This is a genomic window from Paraglaciecola sp. 25GB23A (genome assembly GCF_040012495.1).
Taxonomy (GTDB): Bacteria; Pseudomonadota; Gammaproteobacteria; order Enterobacterales; family Alteromonadaceae; genus Paraglaciecola.
Window position 1 is genome coordinate 132141 of sequence record NZ_JBDYKM010000003.1, and the last position, 24444, is coordinate 156584.

At 43.8% G+C, this 24444-nt stretch carries 17 protein-coding genes; 4 read left to right on the plus strand and 13 right to left on the minus strand.

What is annotated here, in order from left to right; translation table 11 throughout:
* The first annotated feature begins 4 nt into the window (after window positions 1-4).
* The 3 genes from ABKW31_RS07875 to iadA all read left to right on the plus strand — a co-directional run bounded on the left by ABKW31_RS07875 (window position 5) and on the right by iadA (window position 5681).
* Window positions 5-2896: a TonB-dependent receptor gene (locus ABKW31_RS07875; protein ID WP_348616027.1), complete on the plus strand. Its 2892-nt coding sequence runs from the start codon at window positions 5-7 to the stop codon at window positions 2894-2896.
* Window positions 2897-2981: 85 nt separating this feature from the next.
* Complete coding sequence (gene yfcC / locus ABKW31_RS07880; RefSeq protein WP_348615778.1) at window positions 2982-4481, plus strand: putative basic amino acid antiporter YfcC; 1500 nt, start codon at window positions 2982-2984, stop codon at window positions 4479-4481.
* Between the two features lie 33 nt (window positions 4482-4514).
* The gene (iadA, locus tag ABKW31_RS07885) at window positions 4515-5681 is read left to right on the plus strand and encodes a beta-aspartyl-peptidase (RefSeq protein ID WP_348615779.1); all 1167 of its coding nucleotides are present in this window, start codon (window positions 4515-4517) and stop codon (window positions 5679-5681) included.
* A gap of 261 nt (window positions 5682-5942) precedes the next feature.
* Here iadA and ABKW31_RS07890 read toward each other — a convergent pair whose 3' ends face one another.
* From ABKW31_RS07890 to ABKW31_RS07940, 11 genes are all read right to left on the minus strand, one after another.
* On the minus strand, window positions 5943-6119 hold the full coding sequence (locus ABKW31_RS07890; protein ID WP_348615780.1) for a hypothetical protein: 177 nt from the start codon (window positions 6117-6119) through the stop codon (window positions 5943-5945).
* A gap of 707 nt (window positions 6120-6826) precedes the next feature.
* Window positions 6827-7462 (minus strand): hypothetical protein, encoded by a 636-nt coding sequence (locus ABKW31_RS07895; protein ID WP_348615781.1) that lies wholly within the window; start codon window positions 7460-7462, stop codon window positions 6827-6829.
* Window positions 7463-7497: 35 nt separating this feature from the next.
* Window positions 7498-8403, minus strand: a complete 906-nt coding sequence (gene asd / locus ABKW31_RS07900) for an archaetidylserine decarboxylase (protein WP_348615782.1) — start codon at window positions 8401-8403, stop codon at window positions 7498-7500.
* 2 nt (window positions 8404-8405) lie between these two features.
* The gene (locus ABKW31_RS07905) at window positions 8406-11114 is read right to left on the minus strand and encodes a glycosyltransferase (RefSeq protein ID WP_348615783.1); all 2709 of its coding nucleotides are present in this window, start codon (window positions 11112-11114) and stop codon (window positions 8406-8408) included.
* Window positions 11115-11116: 2 nt separating this feature from the next.
* Entirely contained in the window at window positions 11117-12868 is a 1752-nt protein-coding gene (locus ABKW31_RS07910) for an aminotransferase class III-fold pyridoxal phosphate-dependent enzyme (RefSeq protein ID WP_348615784.1), read from the minus strand.
* A 165-nt stretch (window positions 12869-13033) separates the two neighbouring features.
* Window positions 13034-16192 (minus strand): efflux RND transporter permease subunit, encoded by a 3159-nt coding sequence (locus ABKW31_RS07915; RefSeq protein WP_348615785.1) that lies wholly within the window; start codon window positions 16190-16192, stop codon window positions 13034-13036.
* Complete coding sequence (locus ABKW31_RS07920) at window positions 16189-17295, minus strand: efflux RND transporter periplasmic adaptor subunit (protein ID WP_348615786.1); 1107 nt, start codon at window positions 17293-17295, stop codon at window positions 16189-16191. The genes ABKW31_RS07915 and ABKW31_RS07920 overlap by 4 nt, the downstream gene beginning before the upstream one ends.
* Before the next feature lie 147 nt (window positions 17296-17442).
* Entirely contained in the window at window positions 17443-19434 is a 1992-nt protein-coding gene (locus ABKW31_RS07925; RefSeq protein ID WP_348616028.1) for a RecQ family ATP-dependent DNA helicase, read from the minus strand.
* Between the two features lie 84 nt (window positions 19435-19518).
* Window positions 19519-19755 (minus strand): DUF2164 domain-containing protein, encoded by a 237-nt coding sequence (locus ABKW31_RS07930; RefSeq protein ID WP_348615787.1) that lies wholly within the window; start codon window positions 19753-19755, stop codon window positions 19519-19521.
* Between the two features lie 154 nt (window positions 19756-19909).
* Entirely contained in the window at window positions 19910-21700 is a 1791-nt protein-coding gene (locus ABKW31_RS07935; RefSeq protein WP_348615788.1) for a PLP-dependent transferase, read from the minus strand.
* 204 nt (window positions 21701-21904) lie between these two features.
* Window positions 21905-22357, minus strand: a complete 453-nt coding sequence (locus ABKW31_RS07940) for a hypothetical protein (RefSeq protein WP_348615789.1) — start codon at window positions 22355-22357, stop codon at window positions 21905-21907.
* Between the two features lie 260 nt (window positions 22358-22617).
* Here ABKW31_RS07940 and ABKW31_RS07945 point away from each other — a divergent pair, with 260 nt between their 5' ends.
* The gene (locus tag ABKW31_RS07945; protein ID WP_348615790.1) at window positions 22618-23016 is read left to right on the plus strand and encodes a DUF2750 domain-containing protein; all 399 of its coding nucleotides are present in this window, start codon (window positions 22618-22620) and stop codon (window positions 23014-23016) included.
* Between the two features lie 124 nt (window positions 23017-23140).
* Here the strand turns inward: ABKW31_RS07945 and ABKW31_RS07950 are convergent, their stop codons facing one another.
* On the minus strand, window positions 23141-23794 hold the full coding sequence (locus ABKW31_RS07950) for a UPF0149 family protein (RefSeq protein ID WP_348615791.1): 654 nt from the start codon (window positions 23792-23794) through the stop codon (window positions 23141-23143).
* Window positions 23795-24021: 227 nt separating this feature from the next.
* Window positions 24022-24411 (minus strand): response regulator, encoded by a 390-nt coding sequence (locus ABKW31_RS07955; protein WP_348615792.1) that lies wholly within the window; start codon window positions 24409-24411, stop codon window positions 24022-24024.
* Between the last annotated feature and the right edge of the window lie 33 nt (window positions 24412-24444).

Sequence of the window (24444 nt, forward strand, 5' to 3'; positions counted from 1 at the left end):
TGCAATGACGTCTGCGGCTGCCTTGTGTTTTGCAAGCACGGTTTTACACGTTCAAGCTCAAGAAACGGAAACCGCTGATGTTGAAGTCATCAACGTTACGGGCTCATACATTAAAGGTGTTGATTTACAAGGTGCACAACCGCTAACAATTATCGACTCTGAGGCGATTCAACGTTCTGGCGCGTCTAGTATTGCAGAATTAATGAATACCTTTGGCCAAACTCGAGGGGGTGAAGGTTCGTTTTCTACCGCACAAAGCGGTGCAACATCAACATCGACTCCAGGTGGTCAAGCCGCAGCCTCATTACGTGGTTTAGGTCCCGCTTCAACGTTAACCCTCATCAATGGTCGGCGAATTGCCGCTAGTTCTTTTGCCGCGGGCACGCAAAACTTTGTGGATATCAATAGTATTCCCTTAGCTGCGATAGACAGAATTGAAGTCTTGGCTACTGGTGCTTCCGCTACCTATGGCGCTGATGCAGTAGCAGGTGTTATTAACTATATCTTAAAGAAAAACTATGTCGGAGCTGAAATTAATGCCTCTTATGGCAATAGTACAGCAAGCAGTGATGAGGGTAAGAGCAATCTTAATTTCGCCTATGGCACCGATATTGGCGGTGGTAATTTAACCGTTTTTGCAGACTTTTTTGAGCGTAATGCATTTAAAGCGACCGACCGAGCAGAAACCCGCCAACCGCTGTTAGCTAACAGCTATTCTTATTTACCCAAGGGCACACCAAATATTTACTATAACTCGGCGCGAGATGGCAATGAAATTGGCAGCCCTGATTGTGCTACGCCATTAGTCACCACAGAGTTTGGTGAGCAGATTTGTGCGTATTATGGTAACGAAGATGATTATTTAGACACCCCGTTTAAGAGTTTCTCAAGCGGTTTTATGTTCAATAAAGACATTGGTGAGCTAAATTGGAGTACTGACTTTTTCTATTCCCGCACCCAATCGACGGCCTATTCTAGTCCATCGCCAATCAACCAACTTGATGACTCCGAAGGTCCATTCGTCGACGAAACGGCTTTGAATATTTACCCCGATGCCATACGCGATAGTTTGCTCGATAATCTTTACATCGATCCCTTTGATACTCAGGCTGGCCAAGAGCTTTATGGTTTTCAATTTGATGGGCGCTTTGCTACGCCGCGTACCATTGATATCGAAAGTAATGCCTTTCGTTTAGTCTCGGCCTTATCCGGTAGTTATGATGATTGGGATTGGGAATCAGCCATTACTTTGTCCCAGTCTAAATCAGAGCAAGTAGGCGTGGCGGGTATCTACAACCGTTACAAATACCATGCATCTCTTGCAGGAGAACTCTGCACAGATGGTAGTTTAGCTAGCTACGATGGTAATGCACTAAACTGTGCGGGCGGCAGCTTAGCTGGTATGTATAACCCCTTTTTACAAAACGATGCGACCAACGAAGCCATACTCAGCTTGAGTCAAGCCCAACCGACACGAGACGGCAAAAGTACGGTTTATGCTTGGGATTTTCGTGCCACGGGCGATTTGTTTGAGTTTAACCAGGACGTAATTAAAGGCGCATTTGGCCTTGAAGCACGTAAAGAAAAAATCACTGATGTGCCATCAGAAAACTCTCGTGCACGTTTTAGTAATGAGTATTTGGTTGACGTATTAGGTTTTGGCTCGAGTTTGTCTGAGGCATCACGCAGTCAATGGGGGGCATTTGCTGAATTATATGTACCGTTAAGCGAGCAAGTACAAATGCAACTGGCAGGCCGTTATGATCACTATAATGATTTTGGCGGCACCTTTAATCCCAAAGTTGCATTGACTTATAGACCGACAGACGACTTGGTACTACGTGCTTCTTGGGCCACATCGTTTCGTGCTCCCTCTCTCACTCAAGTAGGGGTAAAATTACGCACTACAACGGCAGCGTTTGATTGTTCAGCTAACCAAGGGGTAGCGGCACTGTATTGTGAAGGTGAAAGCTCGGTGCGTAGTAATAATGTATTAGAGCTGGGGAATCCACAGCTTAAGGCAGAGGAATCAGAATCCATTAGCGCTGGCTTTAGTTATAGCCCCACTAAAAACACTAATCTTACTGTTGATTATTGGTATTTTGATCATCAAGATATTGTTGATACCGATATGACAGCCTTGTTAGACCGTGCAATGAGCGATGCCTCCGTGCGTTTTTGTGGCTTAGTGCCAGAGGGTCAAGTGGGCGTTTCTTATGATCCTGATCTTTGCTTAGTAACAGACCAAGCCGGTTTAACCATCGAAGAGCAAGGTGCCAATTTAAGTGAAATTCTTACTGAATGGGATGCTTTTGACCAACCCCGTTTTGTCGAGCTACCTTTATATCGTGATCATGTGCTGCAGTTACAAAACACCGGCAGTCAAGAAGTCAGTGGAGTAGATTTGGCGTTTGATCATAAATTTGATTTCGATACAGCCAGTTTGACGGTTGCCATAAACGCCACTCACTATCTTGATTTTGAACGCAACAAACCGGGCTCGGATGAAATTGAATCGTTAATCGGCACATGGCGTTATCCAGCAGACATCGCCAATTTGAGTGTGTTTTGGGATGAAGAAAAGTATTATCTTGGTTTGACGGCCTATTATACCAGCAGCTACGAAGATGATATTGAACGTTTGCGTGGGCGAGAAATTGATGAGTTATTCGATCTTGGGGCCATTAATGACAGTGAACAGCGCGATATCAGTGCTTGGACCACAGTGCGAGCCAGTGCAGGGTATTATTTTGAGAATGCGACACTGAAACTCACCATCGATAACTTATTTGATCGTGCCGCGCCCATTGCTTATGGTTCGAGCCGTGGTTTTGATTCTTATAATCACAATGCTTACGGTACCACCTATAATCTGTCCTTAAGTTACTTTTTCTAAACTAAGGTCATAGCGGGCAAGGTGTAATGCCTTACCCGCTTTTTTATCAGCGGCACTACTTCTCTGTTGTAAGGTACGATTTACTATGCAAACCCATGCTCCCTTTTCGCCCCCAAAAACGATGTTCAAAGCCATGCCTGATGCTTTTGTCATTCTGTTTTTTGTGATCTTATTAGCGGGAGCATTGACCTACATGCTGCCAGCGGGGCAATTTGAAACGGAACAAATTGAAATACACACCAACGGACAGACTGATACTCGTACCCAACTCAAAGCGGGTAGTTTTAAGGTTGTTGAAACCAGTGAGAAACAGGTAAGTTGGTTTGCGTCTGGCGGTGACATTGGCATCATGAATTATGCTTTTGAAGGCTTAGTTTCTGGTGATAAATGGGGCTCAGCAGTGGGTGTTATTGCCTTTATTCTTATCGTTGGTGGTGCTTTTGGCATCATCATGGAGTCGGGTGCGATCAACAACGGGATACTAGCCTTGATTCAAAACAGTCGCAAAGCGAAGTCCGTCATCATACCTTTAATGTTTGTGCTGTTCTCCCTGGCCGGCGCCATTTTTGGTATGGGCGAAGAAGCGATTGCTTTTTGTATTGTGCTAGTCCCGTTGATGATTGCCTTGGGCTATGACGCCATAACGGCGGTCTTAATTACCTATGTCGCGACACAATTGGGCTTTGCCACTTCGTGGATGAATCCGTTTTCGGTTGCTATAGCCCAAGGAATTGCAGATGTTCCACTGTTTTCTGGTGAATCATATCGGATGATTTTGTGGTGCGTCTTTACTAGTTTAGGCCTGTTTTTCACGCTACGTTATGCCAAGAAAATCAAAGCCAAGCCTGAAGCGTCTTTGAGTCATGAAACCGATCATTTTTTCCGTCAGAAGCAGCTGAATCTTGAGGTTAAATTTGACAAGACCGACATCATTATCTTGCTTACTTTTTTGTTCGGCATTATTTGGGTCATTTGGGGTGTCACCCAATATCAATATTACATTCCCGAAATTGCCACCCAATTTTTCACTTTGGGCGTTGTAGTAGGAACGATTGCGGTACTTGGTAAACGTATGACCATGAACCAAGTGTCGGCGGCATTTCAACAAGGGGCTAAAGATTTACTCCCAGCGGCTCTCATAGTGGGGATGGCAAAAGGTATTGTACTGGTGCTCGGTGGTTCAGATCCAAGCCAAGCGTCAGTGCTCAATACTCTGCTCTATTACGCCAGTGAGTCTATTGGTGAATTGGGGGCAACTGCTAGCGCCATCTTGATGTTTGTTTTTCAAGCAGTATTTAACTTCTTTGTGGCGTCTGGTTCAGGACAAGCCGCCATCACTATGCCACTCATGGCACCCTTAGCTGATTTGGTTGGGGTATCACGGCAAATTTCAGTACTGGCTTTTCAACTCGGCGACGGTCTAACCAATATTATTATACCAACCTCAGCGTCACTGATCGGCTGTCTAGGGGTGGCACGTATTGATTGGTCGACTTGGCTGAAATTTATCTGGAAGCCGATTGTATTCCTACTTTGCGCCGCTGTACTGAGCATCATAACAGCCGTACTAACTGGTTACAGTTAAGCCTTACCAAAATTCTACAACTTTGGATATTACATGATCTATTTGATAAAGGGCGCTGACGTTTATGCGCCACAGCCTCTTGGGCAACAGGATATTCTTCTAAGTGGACACAAGATTTTAAACATCGCACCTTCGATTGAAATTACCGGTAAAGATGTGGTGCATATCGACGCCGATGGTTGCCTTGTCACCCCTGGTTTTGTTGATAGTCTAGTGCACTTTGGCGGTGGTGGTGGTGAGGGAGGGTTTCATACCCGCACGCCTGAAATGCAGCTTACTGAAGCAACACTTGCAGGGGTAACTACCGTAATAGGTGCCCTAGGGACTGACGCTACAACACGCAGTCACGCCGATTTGCTGGCTAAAGCCAGAGGTTTGAGCAACGAAGGTTTATCTACCTATTGTTATACTGGCTCTTACCAATTACCGGCGCGCACTGTGACGGGTTCGGTTACCGATGACTTAATCTTAATTGATAAATTTATTGGCATTGGTGAAGTGGCTATTGCCGATCATCGCTCATCTCAACCCAGCGTAAATGAACTAGCCAGAGTGGCATCAGAGTCACGCGTGGGTGGCATGTTGTCGGGTAAAGGTGGCATTGTCAGTATTCATGTAGGCGACAGCGACGAGCAATTAAGACTGTTACATCAGGTCATTGAGCAAAGCGATTTACCTGCACGGCAGTTTTACCCAACGCATATGAATCGCAATCAATCACTACTCGACGCAGGTATTAACTGGACTAAAGCAGGAGGGAGTATCGATTTCACCACGAGTACCAACCAACAGTTTTTAGATCAAGGCGAAATTCCCGCCGCAGGGGCGCTAGCATACGGCTTAAAACAAGGAGTGAATATTAGTCAATTGACCATGAGTTCTGATGGCAATGCCAGTTTACCCGTATTCGATGACAAGGGTGACTTGGTAGGACTAGAAGTGGGTAGAGTAAACAGCCTTTATAACAGTTTCAAACAGGCCATTGATCATTATCAGGTGCCATTTGAATTGGCTATTGCCAGCATCAGTACTAGTCCTGCCGACATATTAAAACTGCAAAACAAAGGACATCTTCAGGTAGGTTATGATGCCGACTTAGTCATAATGAGCAAAACAGATTTAGCCATTGATAAAGTGTTTGCCATGGGCCGATTGATGGTCGATAAGGGCCAAGCTGTTGTAAAAGGCTCCTTTGAATAAAAGTTTAAGCGGCTAATTAACATGCTGCCCTGACTACTCCTAATTTCAGGGCGGTTATTGGCCAACATCAGCACTTTTATACTTTCACTAAATCCTCAACAAAAATATCAACCAACATGACTTGTTATATATTTTCACCAGCAAATGGGTGACATGAGAAGACTAAAAATAGAGTAATAATTAGATTTTGCATATTTTGTCCTAATAACTATCACCCGTTTTTTTTAGTCGAAGACCATTGGGTAAACTGCTGTTTGAGATTTAGCCTCCTACACAAGTGCAGGCTAGATCACCATTTTCTTGAAACCATTCACTGTATACTCCGTGAATACATACCCTTTCGACCTGAGAACAATCTTGGCGATTAACCCCATTATCGCCAGCCGAATAGGTACATGCAGATACCAGTAACACGAGAAATAAACTTAATATTTTCATACATACTCCATTTAAAATAAGGACAATATACAAGGCAGAGCGTCAGCGTCCATGACTTGCGGTTCAGACTTAAAAAAACCAAACAATTTGGTAATCTAATAGATAGTGTTATTTAATTTTGGTTCTCACATTTTAACTTTGCCGCTTAATCAGTCGAAAGACAACGCCGCATGTAAAAACGCACTTCACTGCATATTAATATTACCCATTTTTAACATATTTACTCACTCTTTGCACAAGATAAAGATATTCCACCACAGAGCGCTGCGCTACACAGAGGCTGCGCGCACGGAAAAAAAGCAACACTATGGTTTGGCTTAAGAAAAAGATATTTCACCACAGAGCGCTGCGCTGCACAGAGGCTGCGCGCACGGAGAAAAGCAACGCTATGGATTGGCTTAAGAAAAAGATATCTCACCACAGAGCGCTGCGCTGCGCTGCACAGAGGCTGCGCCCACGGAGAAAAGCAACGCTATGATTGCTTAAGAAATACAAACGCTGACGTTATAAGCATTCAGGGTCTTAGCTATGATTTTTCTGAATTTTATTTTTATTAGTGTCAACGTAACCGAGGTGTCTGTGGTGGAATGCTTTTGCTCGTATCTCGTATCTCGTATCTCGTATTTAGTATCTAGCATCTGCTGTTTCAAGATATTAAAAAGCCCGCTAATGAGCGGGCTGGCCTGATAAAAATGGGCTCCTAACGACTAAGGCTTCATCCCTTGATTGTCGAAAGAGACATCTTCGTACCAATCATCCATATTGTCATACATCTCACCCTTCATAATGTAGTAGGGTGATTTGCAGTAAATTTTGATGTCGTGGAAGGGGTCGCTTATAATTTTTGTCATCCATACTAAGCCCGACTGTATACCCATCAATTTAAACAAATGCAGAGTTCTAAAGGCGATAGCGCCCAGTCCTACCAGCAACCAAATAATAGCCATGTTATTGATAAAAGCCATAAAAGTAGTCGCTGGGGTGAACACACCAAAAAAGTCTGGTTTTATAAATAGTACAAGGGGTACCAATGCCCAAATCGACAATAACACCACTTTACGGCTAAGGTTGTAACCCACTTTTACGCTTTCTTTATATTCATGTGAAGCCTTGTTGACCTCATCATAGGTTTTCGGTTCAAAGAAAAAGTGCCCCGTTTGACGCAATACCATGGCTAATAACCAACCCACTAAAGCCGCCGCGGCAGGATAGTAAAATACCAATACATAGCTAACTAAAAAGCAACTGGCACTGAGTAAGTGTAGAAACTGATTGATGCGATTGTGGTGATAATAACGGTGGTCATCCCAACGTTGTTTTTTTAATTCTTGAAAAAATGTCATGGCTAGATCCTTGGTAAGTAATGTTATTAAAAAAATTAAGCCGCTGCATCAGGCATAGATGAAGTGACGTGTTCGAAGGGATGTCCCTGCAATAAAGCTTGCCCCATTTTAATGGGTCTTCCTTCCTCTATGTCTGCACACAATTGATAGTGCTCACTTGCAAATACAATGATGGTCGAGCCGTGCTGGAAATAGCCCATTTCTTGGCCTTTCTGAAACCTAGCATCACAGGAAATTATATTGGCGCCCTTGTAACGCAAGTCGAGCACCTGGGGTAAAAAGTGGAATTTCATACTAGCAACCAAAATAGCTGCAACCGGCACCAAGGTAATACTGGCTTGAGGGGTATCAAGTTTTAATTCCACCACCGCTCGCTCATTTAAGCAAAATAGTTTTTCAACCCGCTTTAAAGCAATGGGATTGACGTTCCAAGTATCGCCCGAGATATAATTCACCTGTTTTACTTGGCAATCGACAGGCGCATGGAAGCGATGATACATGCTGGATTTAAGCCTTAAGGTCACAAACAGCCCATTGCGATATTGTTGTGCAATTCTCGCATCAGGAATGAGTTCGCTTAGATCATAGGGGAAGCCTTTGGCTTGAAATACTTTACTGCCCTCTACCCTGCCACAAGCGCCGACGATGGCGTCACATGGGCTCGATATTATTTCTGCACGCTGATCAATAGGCCGCAAACCATCTTTGAGTTGACGGGTAAAACACTCACCAAGACTATTAAAACTCTGTTTTTTGGCGTCTTGTAAACGTAAATCTTCGGCAAACAATTGCCAAATCTTAATGGACAATTGAGTGAGTAAGGGACTGTGGATTTGGCTGAACCAGCCCATAAAAAGTGTCAACCACCGTCTAGGAATGCGATTAGTCAGTAAAAAATTAAGCTGTTCTTGTTTAGTTAAGGCTTGTACGTTGGCTTTCATTCTTAAGCAACCGTGCGCTGTTGATTATAAATAAGCGGACAGTCCAAGCCTAAGTCAGTTAAAAACTGCTGCATGATGGGCTCAGCTTGATATTCATTCGCCCGTTCCCGCGCTTTTTGTCGCATCAACTCTTGCTTAGTGGGGTTGGCAAAAAATGCCACTATTTTATCGGCCATGCCTTGCATGTCATCAACTAAGTAGCCATTTACTTCGTGTTGAATAATGTCTTTAGGGCCCTTGCAGTTATACGCTAGAGTCGGCATACCGTGCACGAATGCCTCAAGTATGACATTCCCAAAAGTATCAAAACGCGACGGAAAAACAAATAAATCAAGGCCTAAATACAAGGCGGCTAGTTGCTTCTTATTTTGCCAGCCTAAAAAAGTCGCATCGGGTAGTTTTTGTTTAAGCTTTTCTGCCGCCGGGCCAGAACCCGCAATGACTATTTTAAGTTCAGGCAGATGTTGTCTCGCCAGGGTAATAATCTTAGGCAGGTCAAAAATGCCTTTTTCTTGGCTGAGTCGACAAGCGATAAATAATACCGGTGTATCGTCAGTGGCGCCGGGGATCAATATATCTTTGTGTACCCGCTGCACTAGCAAATCACGGGCTTGAGTATGATGAGCAGTTAAAAAAATCTGCTCCTTTTTTAGTAGCATTTCATGGCCCGTGAGCCAGGCTTTATGCTCTTGATTTAGCACAAATATACCATCGAAACGATTATATAAAGCCCGCATCAAACGACGAACGCGATCACGTTCGTATTGGTTTAAGTCGGTGGTGTGTTTAATAAAATCAATCCAGTCGGTGTGCATAAAAAAGTAACTGGGTACGTTAAACATCTGTTGTAGAAACAGGGCAACTACCGCCATCGGTCCTTCGGTAGAACAAACAATGCGATCGTAGCCTCCGGCATAAAAGATCCGTGCAATCTGCATAATGTCGGGAATACGAATTTGTTGCTCGCCATAGCGCTGCACCTCAAACTCAGCAATGGGTTTAACCACATGCAAATGCGCCTCAGCTTGTGCCTCGCTATGACAAATTAGAAAATCGATCGGTAGGTCGGCTTTTTGAATTTCACGCAGCTTGCCTGATAACGAAGTCGATACGCCGTTTTTATCCAACAATGTATCGGTCAGATACAGAGCTCGTTTACTGTGTTGATTTTTACCCAAGTGCTGAGCAAATTGATTGAGTAAGTTACGATTTTGATAAAGCACCCGAGTCGAGGCTAAATTAGACCCAGCGAGTATCACGCTAATGAGTACTGGGAAAGACAAGTTATCGAACAACTTACCCATATTAACGTTACTCATGTTGTCCTGACGTTTGCCATCGCCTAAAAACAAGGCAGTCAATTGACTGGGTATTTCTAACTTACGGGTCAATTCTTCCGTTGAAAAACCGTCTAACAATATGCCCTGATGGCTGTTGATTGCGCTGGCAATGCGCTTGGCAATCAACTGATTTAAATGAGTAAACAACTCATTCATGGCACTATTGACCGTATCAATATAGCCTTGAGGATTATTACGTTTGGCATCCGCAATGCGCTCTAATTGGGCAATGCAAAACTTATAGTCTTTCGATACCTGCCACTTAAGTAATTTGTTCGGTTTTTTGCCTTGCAGTGCATCGTGTACAAAGGAAAAAAACTTCATGGTTTTTTTATGTTTCTGCATTTCAAGCATAACGTTACTCACTGCAAAACAGCCAATTTTGTCCCAAGTAGAACCACGGTGTAGCAAGATACGCAGTAGACCGGGGTCTTTAATTTTTGTCGCTACTTGGGAGAAATAATCCAGCAAGGAAATATTCAATTTTTGGTTTTCAGCAATTTGACCAAAAGGTGCAATATTTCCTTTTTTCAAGGCTTCTAGCGCCAACTCAGCCGGGCTTTGGGTTTTGAGTCTTTCTTGTAAATTAGGCACATACAACCACGAACCACATTGTCCAGCAAAAATCCCAGTATGGTCGTCAGAACCACCGGTCATCACTTTAGCTTGTTTAGGATCCACACCAAAGGTGGCAGGATTGAGGTTGTGTCGTCTGGCATATTCATTGATTTTTTCTGGTGTCAGACTTTGTACCCAATTGAGAGTCAAAACACTTTGCCACAGGTCGCGCTGGCCGTTTAATACTTCAAAACGCGAAAACATCACCGCTAATTTTTCAAATAACGATAAATCGATTTTTTCATTACGGGTATAAAAATACAGCGGGTGAGGCAAAATGACCGGGATATCTTCACAGGCTGCATAGCGCAGAAAATCATAAATATTTTGACGCTTTTTATTCAGTATCATCTCTTGCTCACGGCTAAAACCGTAGGTCAACACGTGAATAAATAGCTCATATTCAGGAAAGTAGCAGGTAAATTCAGCTCCGACTAATACGTCCACCCCACTATCTTTTAACTCCCAGCATGAACGGGCGTTATTGTGATTAGTGATAGTCACCACCGAGTTACCGTTTGCCACTAAAGTCGATACCAACTTTTTGGTTTTTAACCAAGTTTCAGGTAAACGTAGGATGCGACCCCATAATTCATCTGGCACATCGCTGTTATGATCATGGCAATGAAAGTCGATCTTCAAACAATTGTTAGGGTTAAATCGCTCAGCCTGCTGGCCCAGAAACGCAGTGAATTCTTGCTCTAATGACTGGCGGAATTCAGGTTCGGTTTTACTAAGTAAGTGCACTGACATGTTCAACCCGCCTTGCTTAAGTTGTTTGCTTCATTGAGTTTTGAACTTGCAGATTGGGCTCCTTGATAAGCCACTAAAGGCCTAGGTAGCAAGCCTGCTATGGAGGGAAATTTTGCCGTGAGCAGGTCAGATAAAAACTGACGTTTAATGGCTTTATTACTCAGCTGTGGCGACTGCCACCACCATGCGTCTTGCTGCATTTGTTGGGCAGCACTGACAAAACACTCCACCACCTCATTAAAGTCTTCATCGCTAAAACTAAAACTCATGATCAAGCGCCCTGTGCCTGTCCAACTCAGTTCAATACCGTGGTTTTTTAAATAGAACTGCAGCATCCAGTTGTAACGGCTTGGTAGGGTATAGGCCAGCGACAAAATAGAATGGATATTAGTAACTTTAAGGGGGAGTTGCTCATCTGCTAAGCGCTGATTAAAATGCGCCACTCGTTTATTCCATAAGGCTTCAGACTGCTGATATTGAGTTTGAATTTCTGCTGTTTGAATACGCTTTAAAAAGACATTCATGGCGCCCATCACATAGGGATGAGAGTTAAAGGTGCCGCGCGCCAGTGATACATTCGCTGGTTGCGCTGCTTTATAACGCTTCATTAAACTATGGGTACCGGCTACCACGCCAATCGGTAAACCACCGCCCAAGGTTTTACCATAGGTCACCATGTCAGCCTGAATGCCGTAAAAGCCCTGGGCACCGCGATAACTTAGGCGAAATCCGGTAAAAACTTCGTCGAAGATCAGCACGATATTACGCTCGCTACAAATTTTGCGAATACGGGCTAACCAGCGGCTATAGTGTTCTTTATTAAATCCGGTACTACGCTCACTAGCGATTAAGGCCGTATCAGACGGGGCGTCGTTATTAGGATGAAAGGCCTGCAAGGGGTTAATCAATACACATGCTATGTCTTTGCGAGTCGCGAGTACCGCTAAACTATGTTCACTTTCATCGGCTAAGGTATACACATCGTTGGTTACCCGAGTGTTGCCAACGCCCGGCTGCACCCCATCCCACCAGCCATGATAAGCACCACAAAAACGCACTAAATGACTCTTACCCGTGTGGTATCGAGCGAGGCGCACTGCTTGCATTACGGCTTCTGTGCCCGACATATGAAAAGAGACTTCATCTAATCCAGAAATGTCCTTTATCATCTGCACGTTTTCAGTAATAAGCGGATGATAGGTGCCAAGTACAGGGCCAAGTTGCTGAGTAAGCGCAATGCCCTGTGCCATACATTCTTTATAAAAATCATAACCAAATACATTCACGCCATAAGAGCCAGAAAGGTCATAGCGCCAGTTACCATCTAAGTCTTTAATTTTTGAACCTTTGGTTTCATCGGCAATGGAGCCCAGTCTAAAACTCTGCGGTAACATAGTACGATAGGGAAAAGGTACTCGATATTGGCTGGTAAACTGCACATCAGCTACGCTCTTTTCGAGCAACTCGCTTTGAGTTAGGGTCTTGGCACAGCGTGTTTTGATCGCTTTTTCAAGGGTAGCTAAAGCGAGTCGTCGCTGCTGACCTATGTTTGGTGGTGCGCCATCACTGACAAAAAACACATTATCGTCATAGCTGAAAAAAGGCACTAAGCGCGCCATGCGCCGTGACCACTTGCTATGTCCTCGTAAAGAACGATGTTTAGCGCGAGACAATTGCAAGCGCACCCGCACTCTGGCGAGGACAAAAAACAGAAAAACTAAGGCAAAAGTGTAAACAACAACAGATTGATTCATTAGAACTCATTCACAGCAAGTTTGACTAAAACTAGCACGTGAATTTGAATCATTTATTTCAGTTTAAGGACGTTTGTGTGACAGATGCCCAGTAATGTACTTTGAATGTAGCGCAGACCTCAAGCATATTGAGTCATGAAGAGGTCTTGGCTGCTCGCTCAGATACTAAGCTAATTTTCCTGTGTTTGTCTGCTCAGAATCGACATGTTGGGCAAGTCTGGCATTGAGGCGGGCTTGTTTTTTGATCTCGCTTCGAGCTTTTAAGGCCAGCATACAAGGGGTTAAGACTAAGGTTAGTAAGGTCGCAAACGCTAGGCCACCCGCGACTGCAGTGGCAAGCTGTGACCACCATTCGGTTGACGGTCCACCGATATCTATACTGCGGCCGATAAAATCAATGTTGATTTCAGCCACCATGGGCAACAATCCTAAGATAGTCGTCACTGTCGTTAACATCACCGGGCGCAAGCGTTGAGCGCCGGTACGCAATATGGCTTCCATCGGCTCAAAGCCTTCTTTACGCAGAATATTATAAGTGTCGATCAAGACGATATTGTTATTTACCACAATACCAGCTAAAGCAATAACACCTATGCCTGACATCACCACACCAAAGGGTTTCTGGAAAATAACCAAACCTAAAAACACCCCGACGGTAGAAAAAAGCACCGCACTTAAAATCAAAAAAGCCTGATAAAAGCTATTAAATTGAGTGACCAAAATAATCGCCATAACAAACAAGGCAACCAAAAAAGCATTTTCTAAAAAGGCAGTCGATTCATCTTGTTGTTCGTTTTGGCCTTTAATAGTCAATATTACCCTTGGGTCTAAATCTAACTCGGGCAACTGGGCTTGTAACAGTGGTAACTCTTTACCCAGCAATTCCCCTGGCACCATATTGGCTTCTACTGTGATCACTCGGTTGCTGTCGATATGGCGGATCAAATCAGTTTTTGGTTGGGCGCTACGCTCTACAAAATTACTAATGGGCACCATGCCGCTCGAAGTTTTCATGCGCAGCTCATCGAGCTTGCCGATAAAGCGTGATTCCACAGGATAACGTACTCGAATATCCAGTTCGTCGTCCACATCATCGGGACGATATTCTCCTAATTTAAGGCCGTTAGTCAAAAACTGAACCGTACTGCCCACTAAGGTGGCATCGGCACCAAAACGCGCGGCATCACTACGATTGACCTTAAGTTGCCATTCAATTCCTGGCTTTGAAGCCGTATCACTAATAGAAGTAAATTTGGCGTTGTTATCTAAGGCAGTGCGGATTTTTAAGGCCGCATCGTTGAGCAATTCGGGATAGCGTGACGACAGCTGAATTTGTAAATCTTTACCCGATTGGGGTCCATTTTGATCTGGGGTAATTTCGATATCCAAACCCGGCATGCCTTTAAGACGTTGCTGGGTTTCTTTTAATACATCATCTGAATGGGCTCGATAATGCCAATCCACTAAATTCAAGCGCAAATACCCGAGCTGATCGCGGCCACCAGTGCGCACATACAAGGTCTCGATTTCTTCCATATCGATCAGTTTATCTTCAACCTCGCGTACTATCTGATCTTTTTCATAAATCGACATATCGCCAGAAGAGCGCACGGTAATATTGATGCCCGGACTATCCACATGGGGGAAAAACTGTAAACCTAAACCAGACAAATAAAATGCGCCAAAGGATAAAATGGCAATAACGATGGCCCCACCAAGAATTTTCCACGGGTGCTCAATCGCTTTGGCCAGCAGGTTGACATACTTACCCGTAAAGCCAGAAAGATGGCGAATATCACCGCTTTCAGCCTCGATTAACTGGCGTCTTGCCTCTGGCGTTACGTAACGCGGTTTACCAAACACTCCGCCCAATACCGGCACAAAGATCAGTGCCATTAATAAAGAGGCTGACAAAACGGCTATAAGCGTAAAAGGTAAGTACTTCATAAACTCACCCATCATGCCCGGCCAAAACATCAAGGGAGCAAAAGCCGCCAGAGTAGTGGCAGTTGAAGCCGTAATCGGCCAAGCCATGCGCTGCGCGGCCAGTCCATAGGCTTTTTTCTTGTCTATGCCTTCACTCATACATCGGTCTGCATATTCGGTCACCACTATGGCCCCATCCACCAGCATGCCCACTGCCATAATAAGTGAAAACAACACCACCATATTCAAGGTATAACCAAACATGGCAATGATTAATATGCCGGTTAAAAATGAGCCTGGAATAGAAATACCCACCAGCAAGGCGGTGCGCAAACCCAAAATAGCCACAATCACCACAGCAACTAAAATCACTGCACTGGATACGTTATTTTGCAGATCGTTGAGCATCATGTTCACATCAACGGTTTGATCGCCGGTATAAGTGACAAAAATACTGGCGGGCCAGATTGGTGACGCTTTGGCCGCTTCGATCAAGTCTTTTACTTTAGCAACGGTATCGAGCATGTTTTCGCCCGGGCGTTTTTTCACTTCCAGTGAAACAGAAGCTTCGCCGTTTAAGCGCGCAAAACTACTGGGATCTTTGTAGGAGCGCCTAACTTGTGCCACATCAGCAAAGGTAATCACACTATCACCCTGCACTTTAACGGGTTGCTCCATCACGTCTTTGACTGACTCAAACACCGAAGGCACTTTTACGGCAAAACTACCTTTACCGTTGTCCATGGTACCGGCCGGCACCAATTTGTTATTCCGTGATATCAAGTTATAAATATCGTTCTGATCGAGACCGTAAGATTCCATCAACAGAGGATCCACCACGATTTCGACCATATCTTCACGGTCGCCACCCATAGTAACTTCGAGTACCTCACTGAGGCTTTCCAAACGATTTTGTAACTCCCGTGCAACGGTCAGCAAGGCTCGCTCCGATACGGGCCCCGCTAATACCACAGTTATCGCCGCTTGTTGACCGGCCATAGTCACTTCATGAATGGTAGGTTCTTCAGTCTCGGTGGGTAATTTAGCGCGAGCAACGGTGACTTTGTCACGCACGTCAGCCAGGGCGGCTTGGGAATCAAGACCAGGAAAAAATTCTAAGGTAATGTTGGCAAAACCTTCTCCGGCGGTGGCCTTCATTTCTTTTACCCCATCGATTGAGCGCAGCTCTCTTTCCATGGGTTTAACCAGCATACGTTCAGCATCTTCAGGTGAAATACCATCGTGTACAATCGATACATAAATAACTGGAATAGGCACATCTGGATTAGACTCTCGTGGAATCGTGGCGTAAGTATAAGCACCCGCGATTATCAACAAGACAAACATCATTAATACGGTACGGCTGCGCCCCAACGCCGCTTCAATTAGGGCTTTCATTGAATGTCCTGCCCACTACGTTGGTCAGCATAAACTACGTCAACTTTATCACCATCGCGGACAAAACCATGACCCAGCGTAATCACTTCAGCTTGTTGGCCCATACCACTTAACCAAACACCCTGACTATCACTTTTAACAATGTCAATGGGGATAAACTTAACGTGTTCGTTAACCACGGTTTTAACCCCTAAATTACCCAGTTCATCTAGCGCCATAACCGATGGGGTGATGCGCATCGCCCACGTTTTTTGTAAGGGTAGGGCTAACTCAGTGCTCATGCCAGCCACTTGTTTATGACCAGGATTGGGCACTGCCACTTCAACTTTAAAGGTATTGGTGCCCTGATCTGACACACTAGAGATATAACGCACCTTGCCGTGCAGAATTTCACCCGATGCCACACGTCCTGCTGCGGCCTGCTCTAATTGTAAGCCCGCCACATTCCCTTGGGTGACATTGGCCGTAATAACCAAGGGGTCAAGATCAACCACAGTGGCAATCTTATCCCCGTCTTTGAGCAAGTCGCCAACCTCAACAAACCGCTCATTGATCACCCCATCAAAGGGCGCAATGATCACAGATTTAGCCACAGCAAATTCTAGAATTTTTACATCAGTTTTGGCGGCTTCAAGGTAAGCCGCAGCTTGAGCCAAATTGACCTGTGATTGATAACCTTGTTTACCCAAAGATTTGGCACCATCCAATTCTATTTCGCGTTGTTTTAACGTTGACTTTGCTGAAGCTAAACGATTAATTGCATCGGTATTTTCTAGTTTGAGTAACTTTTGTCCTTGGGTCACAAATTGTCCTTCACGCACTAATACTTCTTCGACCATGCCTTTTACTTCGGCACGCAAGGTTGCTACTCGGTCGGGTTCAGTGCGGCCATACAAGTTAATCTCACGGTTAACTTCACTGGCATTCAGTCGGGTGACCGTTACCTTAGCCAAGGGCGAAACATGATGTTTATCTACTTGATTTGGATTAACTCTATCATCGGCAAACAACATGCCTGAGGCAATCCACAGCACCAGCAGCAGCACAATGGCGAGGGCAATCCACGCCGGTTGTTGTCGAATTTTAGTCATTGCTGTGCTCATGAGTTGTCCATTAAAATATTAATGGCGGTAATTTACCCTTTTTTGCTGACAATAAAGAGTATTAAGCGCTGCAATCGGCTGATAAATTTGTTACCAGATGCAAACAAAGCAGAATTTTTGTGACTTATTTCAACCCGTCCACAGCACTCAACGAATGCTGTGAAGAATGTCTATCACCTTGCTTTTGACTTGGGCATAAGGCTGCTGTGCACATAAGCCGAAACCTGAAACTTTACTCACTCTGAAACGGGTAAATATAGGCATACTCATAGCGGTTAAAAAGCGGCAATAGATGTTTTCGCTCAATTCAATATCGGCCTTACTGTGCAGATGTTGTGACAATGCCCCCATCGCTTCACTAATCGCTAGATGCGCAGGCATGGCCGCAATCTGACTGCGGGTTAATTTTGCACTTTGGCCTAAACACACACTGCATTGACCACATTTAAGCGGTGCATTGTGATCATCAAAATAACGGGCAAGGTTGTAACTCAAACACGAGTCTAATTCGAAAAAGCGGATCATAGCAGCAATACGCTTTATTTCTTTTTGTTCGTTATCACTAAAGTAGGCACTCAGTTGCGCAACCAATTCATTAGTTAACAAGGCACTTGAACTTACCTGATAGACATCGGTGATTAAACGAGATTCAAGTTGAATATACTGCTGCTCTGCCAAATATTCCAGAGCACTGACCACCCGATGACGAGGCGCTGCATACTGCTGAAATAATGCGTCAAAATTGACCACACCCCAGACTTTTTTCATTTCTGTGGCACTAAAAACACAGCGCAGAAACTCACGCCGCTCACCTTCGAATAGCTCAAGAATGCTATTACTATCACGATTAAAGCGTAATTTAAATTCGGCAAAGTAAGCATACAAGGGTTTGATTAGCTGAGCTAATTCAAGTTGCACTAACAAGGTTTTGAGTGGCAGTTGACGGATATTACTGAGATTAGACAATTCATGAATCTGCATTTCCCACGAATAAGACTGAGCGGGCTGTGCTGCATCGGCACTTTGTTTGATATTGTCAATTACCTGTGCAATGCCACTGGTATCTGGGGTATCGCCGTAAACAAAATTTTCAACTGTAGTCAGGCCATCAAGATTAGCCAATACTGTGCAGCTTGAGTCTTGTCCATCACGGCCGGCACGGCCAATCTCCTGACTGTAGTTTTCGATGGATTTAGGCAAATCATAATGTATAACAAAACGAATATCTGACTTATCAATGCCCATACCAAAGGCAATGGTGGCCACCACGATTTGGATTTTTTGCTGCATAAAATCTTGCTGAATATGCTGGCGTAACTCACTGTCTAAACCAGCGTGATAGGCTTTAGCACTCATCCCTTGTTGGATGAGTAAGTTAGCCACCACTTCGGCGGTTTTTTGCAGGGTCACATATACAATTCCCGCTCCAGTTTGCTGTTTAAGCAAGTCGAGTAGGCAATCGTTTTTATCCGCTTCGACCACCGGCAATACTTGCAGGTGCAGATTAGAGCGATAAAAACCCGTTTGTACTATTTGTTCCGGCCCAATAGCAAAACGTTTGGCCATATCCAATTTAACTTTTTTAGTGGCGGTCGCAGTGAGTAACAGCACCAAGGGTATCTTGAGCTCTTGTTGGTAAGACGGTAGCTTTAGATAGTCAGGCCGAAAATTATGCCCCCATTCAGAAATACAGTGAGCTTCATCGACCACTAACATCGATAAAGGCACGCTTTGAATAAACTGCCTAAAACGTTCATTTTTAAAACGCTCAACTGACACCATTAAAATTTTACATGCACCGCTTCTGATGTCCTGCATCACTTGTTGGTTTTGTGCAAAGCTCAAGGTTGAATCAATACTAGCGGCGGCAATACCTTTGCTGTGCAAAAACTCCAATTGGTCTTTCATCAAGGCCAATAAAGGCGAAACGACCAAAGTAAGATGCGGCAATTGGGTAGCGACAAACTGATAACACAAAGACTTACCCGCACCAGTAGGAAAAATAGCTAAGCTTGAATGGCCATTGAGTAGTTGCTCAACAACCTGTTGTTGACCGTGACGAAAAGACGCAAAACCAAAAGTTTGCTGTAAAGTCGCGTTGTATTGCTCAGGCCCTAAAGAGGATGGCGGTGACGGCATTGAAAAAGAAGCGGGCTTATCGTTCATAACTTATCCTTGTCGTGATTGAATAAAAAGGCTTGTATGTAACATAGATTAACTAGGCTATTTTTCAAGTTGTAGGATAGCATCGGTCAAGGTATCGAGCCGCTCACTCAACACGGTTTGCGCGTCATACAAACCTTGGTTATAGTAAATGTTGCCAAATTCTTTAGAGATGAAGTCCAATAAAAACTCCCCATCAAACTGCCCGAGTTCAAGATCCAGTTCTTTATCCATATAACGTTGTAACTTATCCACTAAGGCATCTTTTTGCGCCTGTGAAAATTCAATATCAGCCATAACTGCAGTATTTCCCATAAAAATAGGCGACGATCATAACATTATGTGTAAAACGAGGGAGTGTAGATTGAGGAGAAGAAAAAAGTGAGTGGCTACCCGCTAACAGCGAGTGATAGTAGCTTACTATCACTCGCTTGTAAGACATGACTTTGAACTACACTAACATCTCTTTAATGGACCCTGAGCTGGCATAATGCTGTTCGCTTACTCTGCGACAGGTTTGCATATACAGATCATCAATTTGCTCAGCATGCATAAACTGCTCACTAAAACCGGGTATAACAGGATCGATATGTAATCTAGCGCTGTTAATAAAATGGGCAATAAGCTCTTTCACATTATCGGTGCCCATAGCCACACGCATGGTGGTTAAATAAATACCACCTTTTTTCTGCGCTCCACTATCTAATTCACTGTGAGAGGTTAATGCCGGGCATAAAATAATCGTATTATTTTGGCCAATACTTACTTGATGGCTGAAGGCGGGCTCTAGCGCATCAAAAAAGCGCACAAAGGTATTGCGTTCGATTTGGGCATTTTCCATATCCACCGTAAACAAAGCACAAGGCCAGCCATGACGAAGTTGGCTACGGCGTAATTCAGCATTCGCATGTCCTTCAATCGCATGGCAATTGACATTTAAACTAGGGTGAGAGGCTAAAAACTGGCTGAATACCGTGGTATTAATTACCTTATTCATTACACGCATTTCTAAGGTTTTCATGCCGTTGAGTACATCAAAGGCTTTTTCGGAATCAAGAAAAGCCCCCTTGATATAATAAACATCCCAAAACATAGTGCGTGACCAATCATAACCGTTGGCACAATCTCCCTTACCTTGGAACATACGATAACTTTCACCAATCACTACACCGGCTGTTGTCGCACCACTGCCACAAATATCCTTGGTGTAACTGTGCATAACATAATCGGGGCGCTCTGCTTTATCTACCCGCTGTAAGGGCTGATGTAATATCGGCGTAGCTAATGTGGCGTCTAACATCACCAAGTGGCCATACTCATGGGCAAGTTTGCTTATGCCAGCAACATCCAAAACATAACCATGTGGGTTGCAAGGTGACTCAAGATACACATGTAAGGACTTACCTTCGGCTAATCTATCAACATGTTTCGCTCGGCTTGCGGCCAAAAATTCAGCAAACTCATCAGCGCTATAACCATCAAACCATTCTAGTTGTAAGTTTAAACGGTTCTCCCGAGCAAAATAATCATGCAATAGCTGATAAACACCACCATAAACATTACGCGATACAATTAGTATATCGCCACGGGCTAATACGTTAGATAGCAGGGCATCAATGGCCGCCATGCCTGAATTAAAATTCCAAGCTAAATAGTCAGCTGAATATGGACCCGCTTCTAAATCAACAATGGCATTAGCTAAAGATATGTTGGTGGGATTAAGTAAACGCGAATAAATCTGATGGGTTGACTCTTTGCCTTGAAAGGCATCATCAACCCATTCTGTACAGGCATAAATATAAGTCGCGGTGCGCACCACAACTGGGGTGGCAGAAAATAACGCAGTGACGTTATCAAACAAAGGATAGTGACTTTTACTGACCTGCGAGCCGTTTTGCTTAGTTAAACTTTGATATGTGGCTCGAAACGGATTTTGTAAGGTATCTAATATTTTTGCAATTTGGAAAGAGAGAAATTTTTTGGCATTAAAATAGGCGACTTTATCTTGCTTACTCAAGCCAGCTAGGGTCTCGCTGGTGACTTTCCATAATTGTTGTACATCAATTTGTGCATGATATAGATGCTGAGTTAGACTGCTAAGTGCCTGGCCATACTCGCTTTGTGGCTCAATCCCAAAGTGGAGTAATTGTTCTTGGGATAGCGCCTCGACGGAAGTTGCCACAGAGGTATTACGTAGGGGAGAGAGCATCTTTGCGTGAGCAAGAGTAGTAGGTGTTGACATAAATAAACCACATTAAAATTGTTTAACGTAGAATATACCGAATATAATTACTTAAAAAGTCGATACAGACTAATTATATTTAAAAATAGTTAACAATTTGGCAACATATGTTTGCAAAATACCACCCGCGTGTCAGTTCCCAATAATAATAGGGATGCTTATTAAAATGAGCTTAGACGGTGCAGCGAGGCAAACCGCTACAAATTAGCGTGAGGGTAAAAAATCACATTGCTTTAAAAAGGCATTTAATTCAGGGCGATCTATATCGAACTGCCGTTGTGCCAGCCACTCAATCGCGAGCTCAAAAGAAGGGAAAAACTGATGTTCGATATCTGCTTGCAAATAAGCAGCAGATAATTGTTGTTTAATGGTATTGGCCACCTCAGATGCCAGAATCACAATGGCGAGACACACTAAGCCTTTTTGTTTACGAATTTTACTGTGGTGCACAAAGGCATTAAAAGTTGAAGGCGGCATTAAGCTTTCACCCACTAAGCAGCTCAACTGTGCCCATGGTTTAGAGTGATCCAACAAACTAATTTGTCGCCCCATTTTTTTGGCACCGACTAACATCGCTTCATCATTCCATGGTCCTTGGCCAACAAACAACAACACTTGTTGGTTGACACCTACCACGTAATCACCGTGTTCAAACATGCACGATTCCTTTACACACCATACCCATTACCTTTTACTGCCAAATATTAATTTTAGGTCAAAACCATGGGTATATTAACCCGAAAAAGTGATACATCCTAGTAGTGTCTAGCGAACTATGATGCCACTATAGGCAACCAGTAGTTGTTTAATTAATAAGCATTCAATCAAGTTTTAGCTATTTTTAACTGACAATAAAAGACTAACGGGGATTTGTGCATTATTCTAGTTATTAGTCCTTCTCTTTAATAGGAAATACCATGACAGATTCTTCCGCTTCTAAGCTATTGGCCGATGTCGCCCAATATTCCCCCGAGCAGCGTCTTGACTACTTAGTCAAAGAAATTGTTAAACATCAAAAAGTTTGGATCCTGACCGATGACGACGGTTGCGTAATGCTCAATACCGACGATGAAGATTGTGCGCCCGTTTGGCCAAGTGAAGCCTTTGCACAAGGATGGGCAACCGGTGAATGGGCTGATTGCAAAGCCATCGCCATTGACCTAAAAACCTGGCGTACTCGCTGGACCTATGGCCTTGAAGGTGACAATGTTGCTATTGCAGTCTTTCCCGGCGAAGACGAACAAGGATTAGTTATTTCAGCACAAGAATTTGATTACGAGCTACAGCAGCTAATAAACAAAAAGAAGGTTAATTAGGCAGAGCAGCTGCGAGCTGCGAGCCAAACAAAAACCCAATCTGCGCGACATATACATGTGCTGCGCTTATTAAACATCGCTTGCGGCTACCAAGATTATCGCTGCATGCTAGTTTAACTTAACGTTATGGATTTTGACTGACAAAGGTTTCGAATTGATTGGGTAGGTAATCCACTAACTTACCCGAAGTTTTTACGTAGATACCTAATGTATGCGGTAGTGATTGAAAAATTGTCGCTAGGTTTGTTTCTAACTGAGTGTTTCCTTTGCTGCGAGCTTGTTGTAGCGCAAAGGGAATATCGGCAAAGGTACTAAACATAGCTAAGCAGTGTTTTAAATCTCGTTGTAGCTCTGTCACTTCAGTGCTTTGTTTTGTTAACATGGCTCGCCATGCTTTTTGCCAAATATCATTCAAATGACTATGAGCCAACAATAATCCGCGCATCCAATGTGCCAAAGCGTTGTCATTATAAGGAGCTGGCGGCAGGGGCAATTCGTCTAATAAGCGAGTATTTCCGTCACGCATCTGTTTTAACTGCCATTGCAAACACAGCATTGCTAATTCACTGACTTTATCCACTTGCTGTGTCATTCGACTGTCAACGGGCGGCTTGAATATCCAAGGTAGCCACGTCGTAGGTAAGGGAATTTCTGGTGCGGCAGCTACCGCAAATATACAGCCAAAAATAGTCTCAGGCTCAAGACAAAAATGTGGATTTTTTTCGCTCTGTAGATACGCATGTAAAGCTTGCTGGCAAGGTTCAGAAAAATGAGTCAATGGTTACCCCCAAGTAAAATCATTGGCATCCCTTTTATTTTACTAACAATAGCATGTGCAGACTGAATAAGGACAATGCTGCCTTCTACGGTATTTTCTATTTGGGCTATGGCCACGCAAAACATGTGAGGGAAAATAAATTTGCTGCAATTTATCTGCATAGATAATACGTTTCACTGGTTTTTATTTAGAGAACAGCTTTGAGTTCACTTATCTTAGCTTTGGAATTAGTCAATACTCACATCATGAATGAGCCTTTCAACCTTAGCAGAGAGGTCGGAGCTAACAAAAGGTTTAACGATAAAATCAGAGGCGCCGAGGCGCATGGCATCAACCACTAATTTTTGGGTTGCGTTACCTGTCACCATTAAAAAAGGACAATCCTTGTGCTGCTGCCGTAGTGCAGCCAAAATATCTAAACCACTCACATCGGGCATCAACCAATCACATATGACAAGCGAGACTGATCTCATCTTGTCACTTTTAATGTAGGCTAAGGCCTCATTACTGTCAGAAAAACTGACTATCTCGCCTGAAATCATATCTTCTAATATGATCCCGAGTAACTCTAGAATGACATGATCATCATCTATTATTACAATATTGTAATTGTACACTGGCCCGTCCTTTAAGTGACTTAATATTACAAT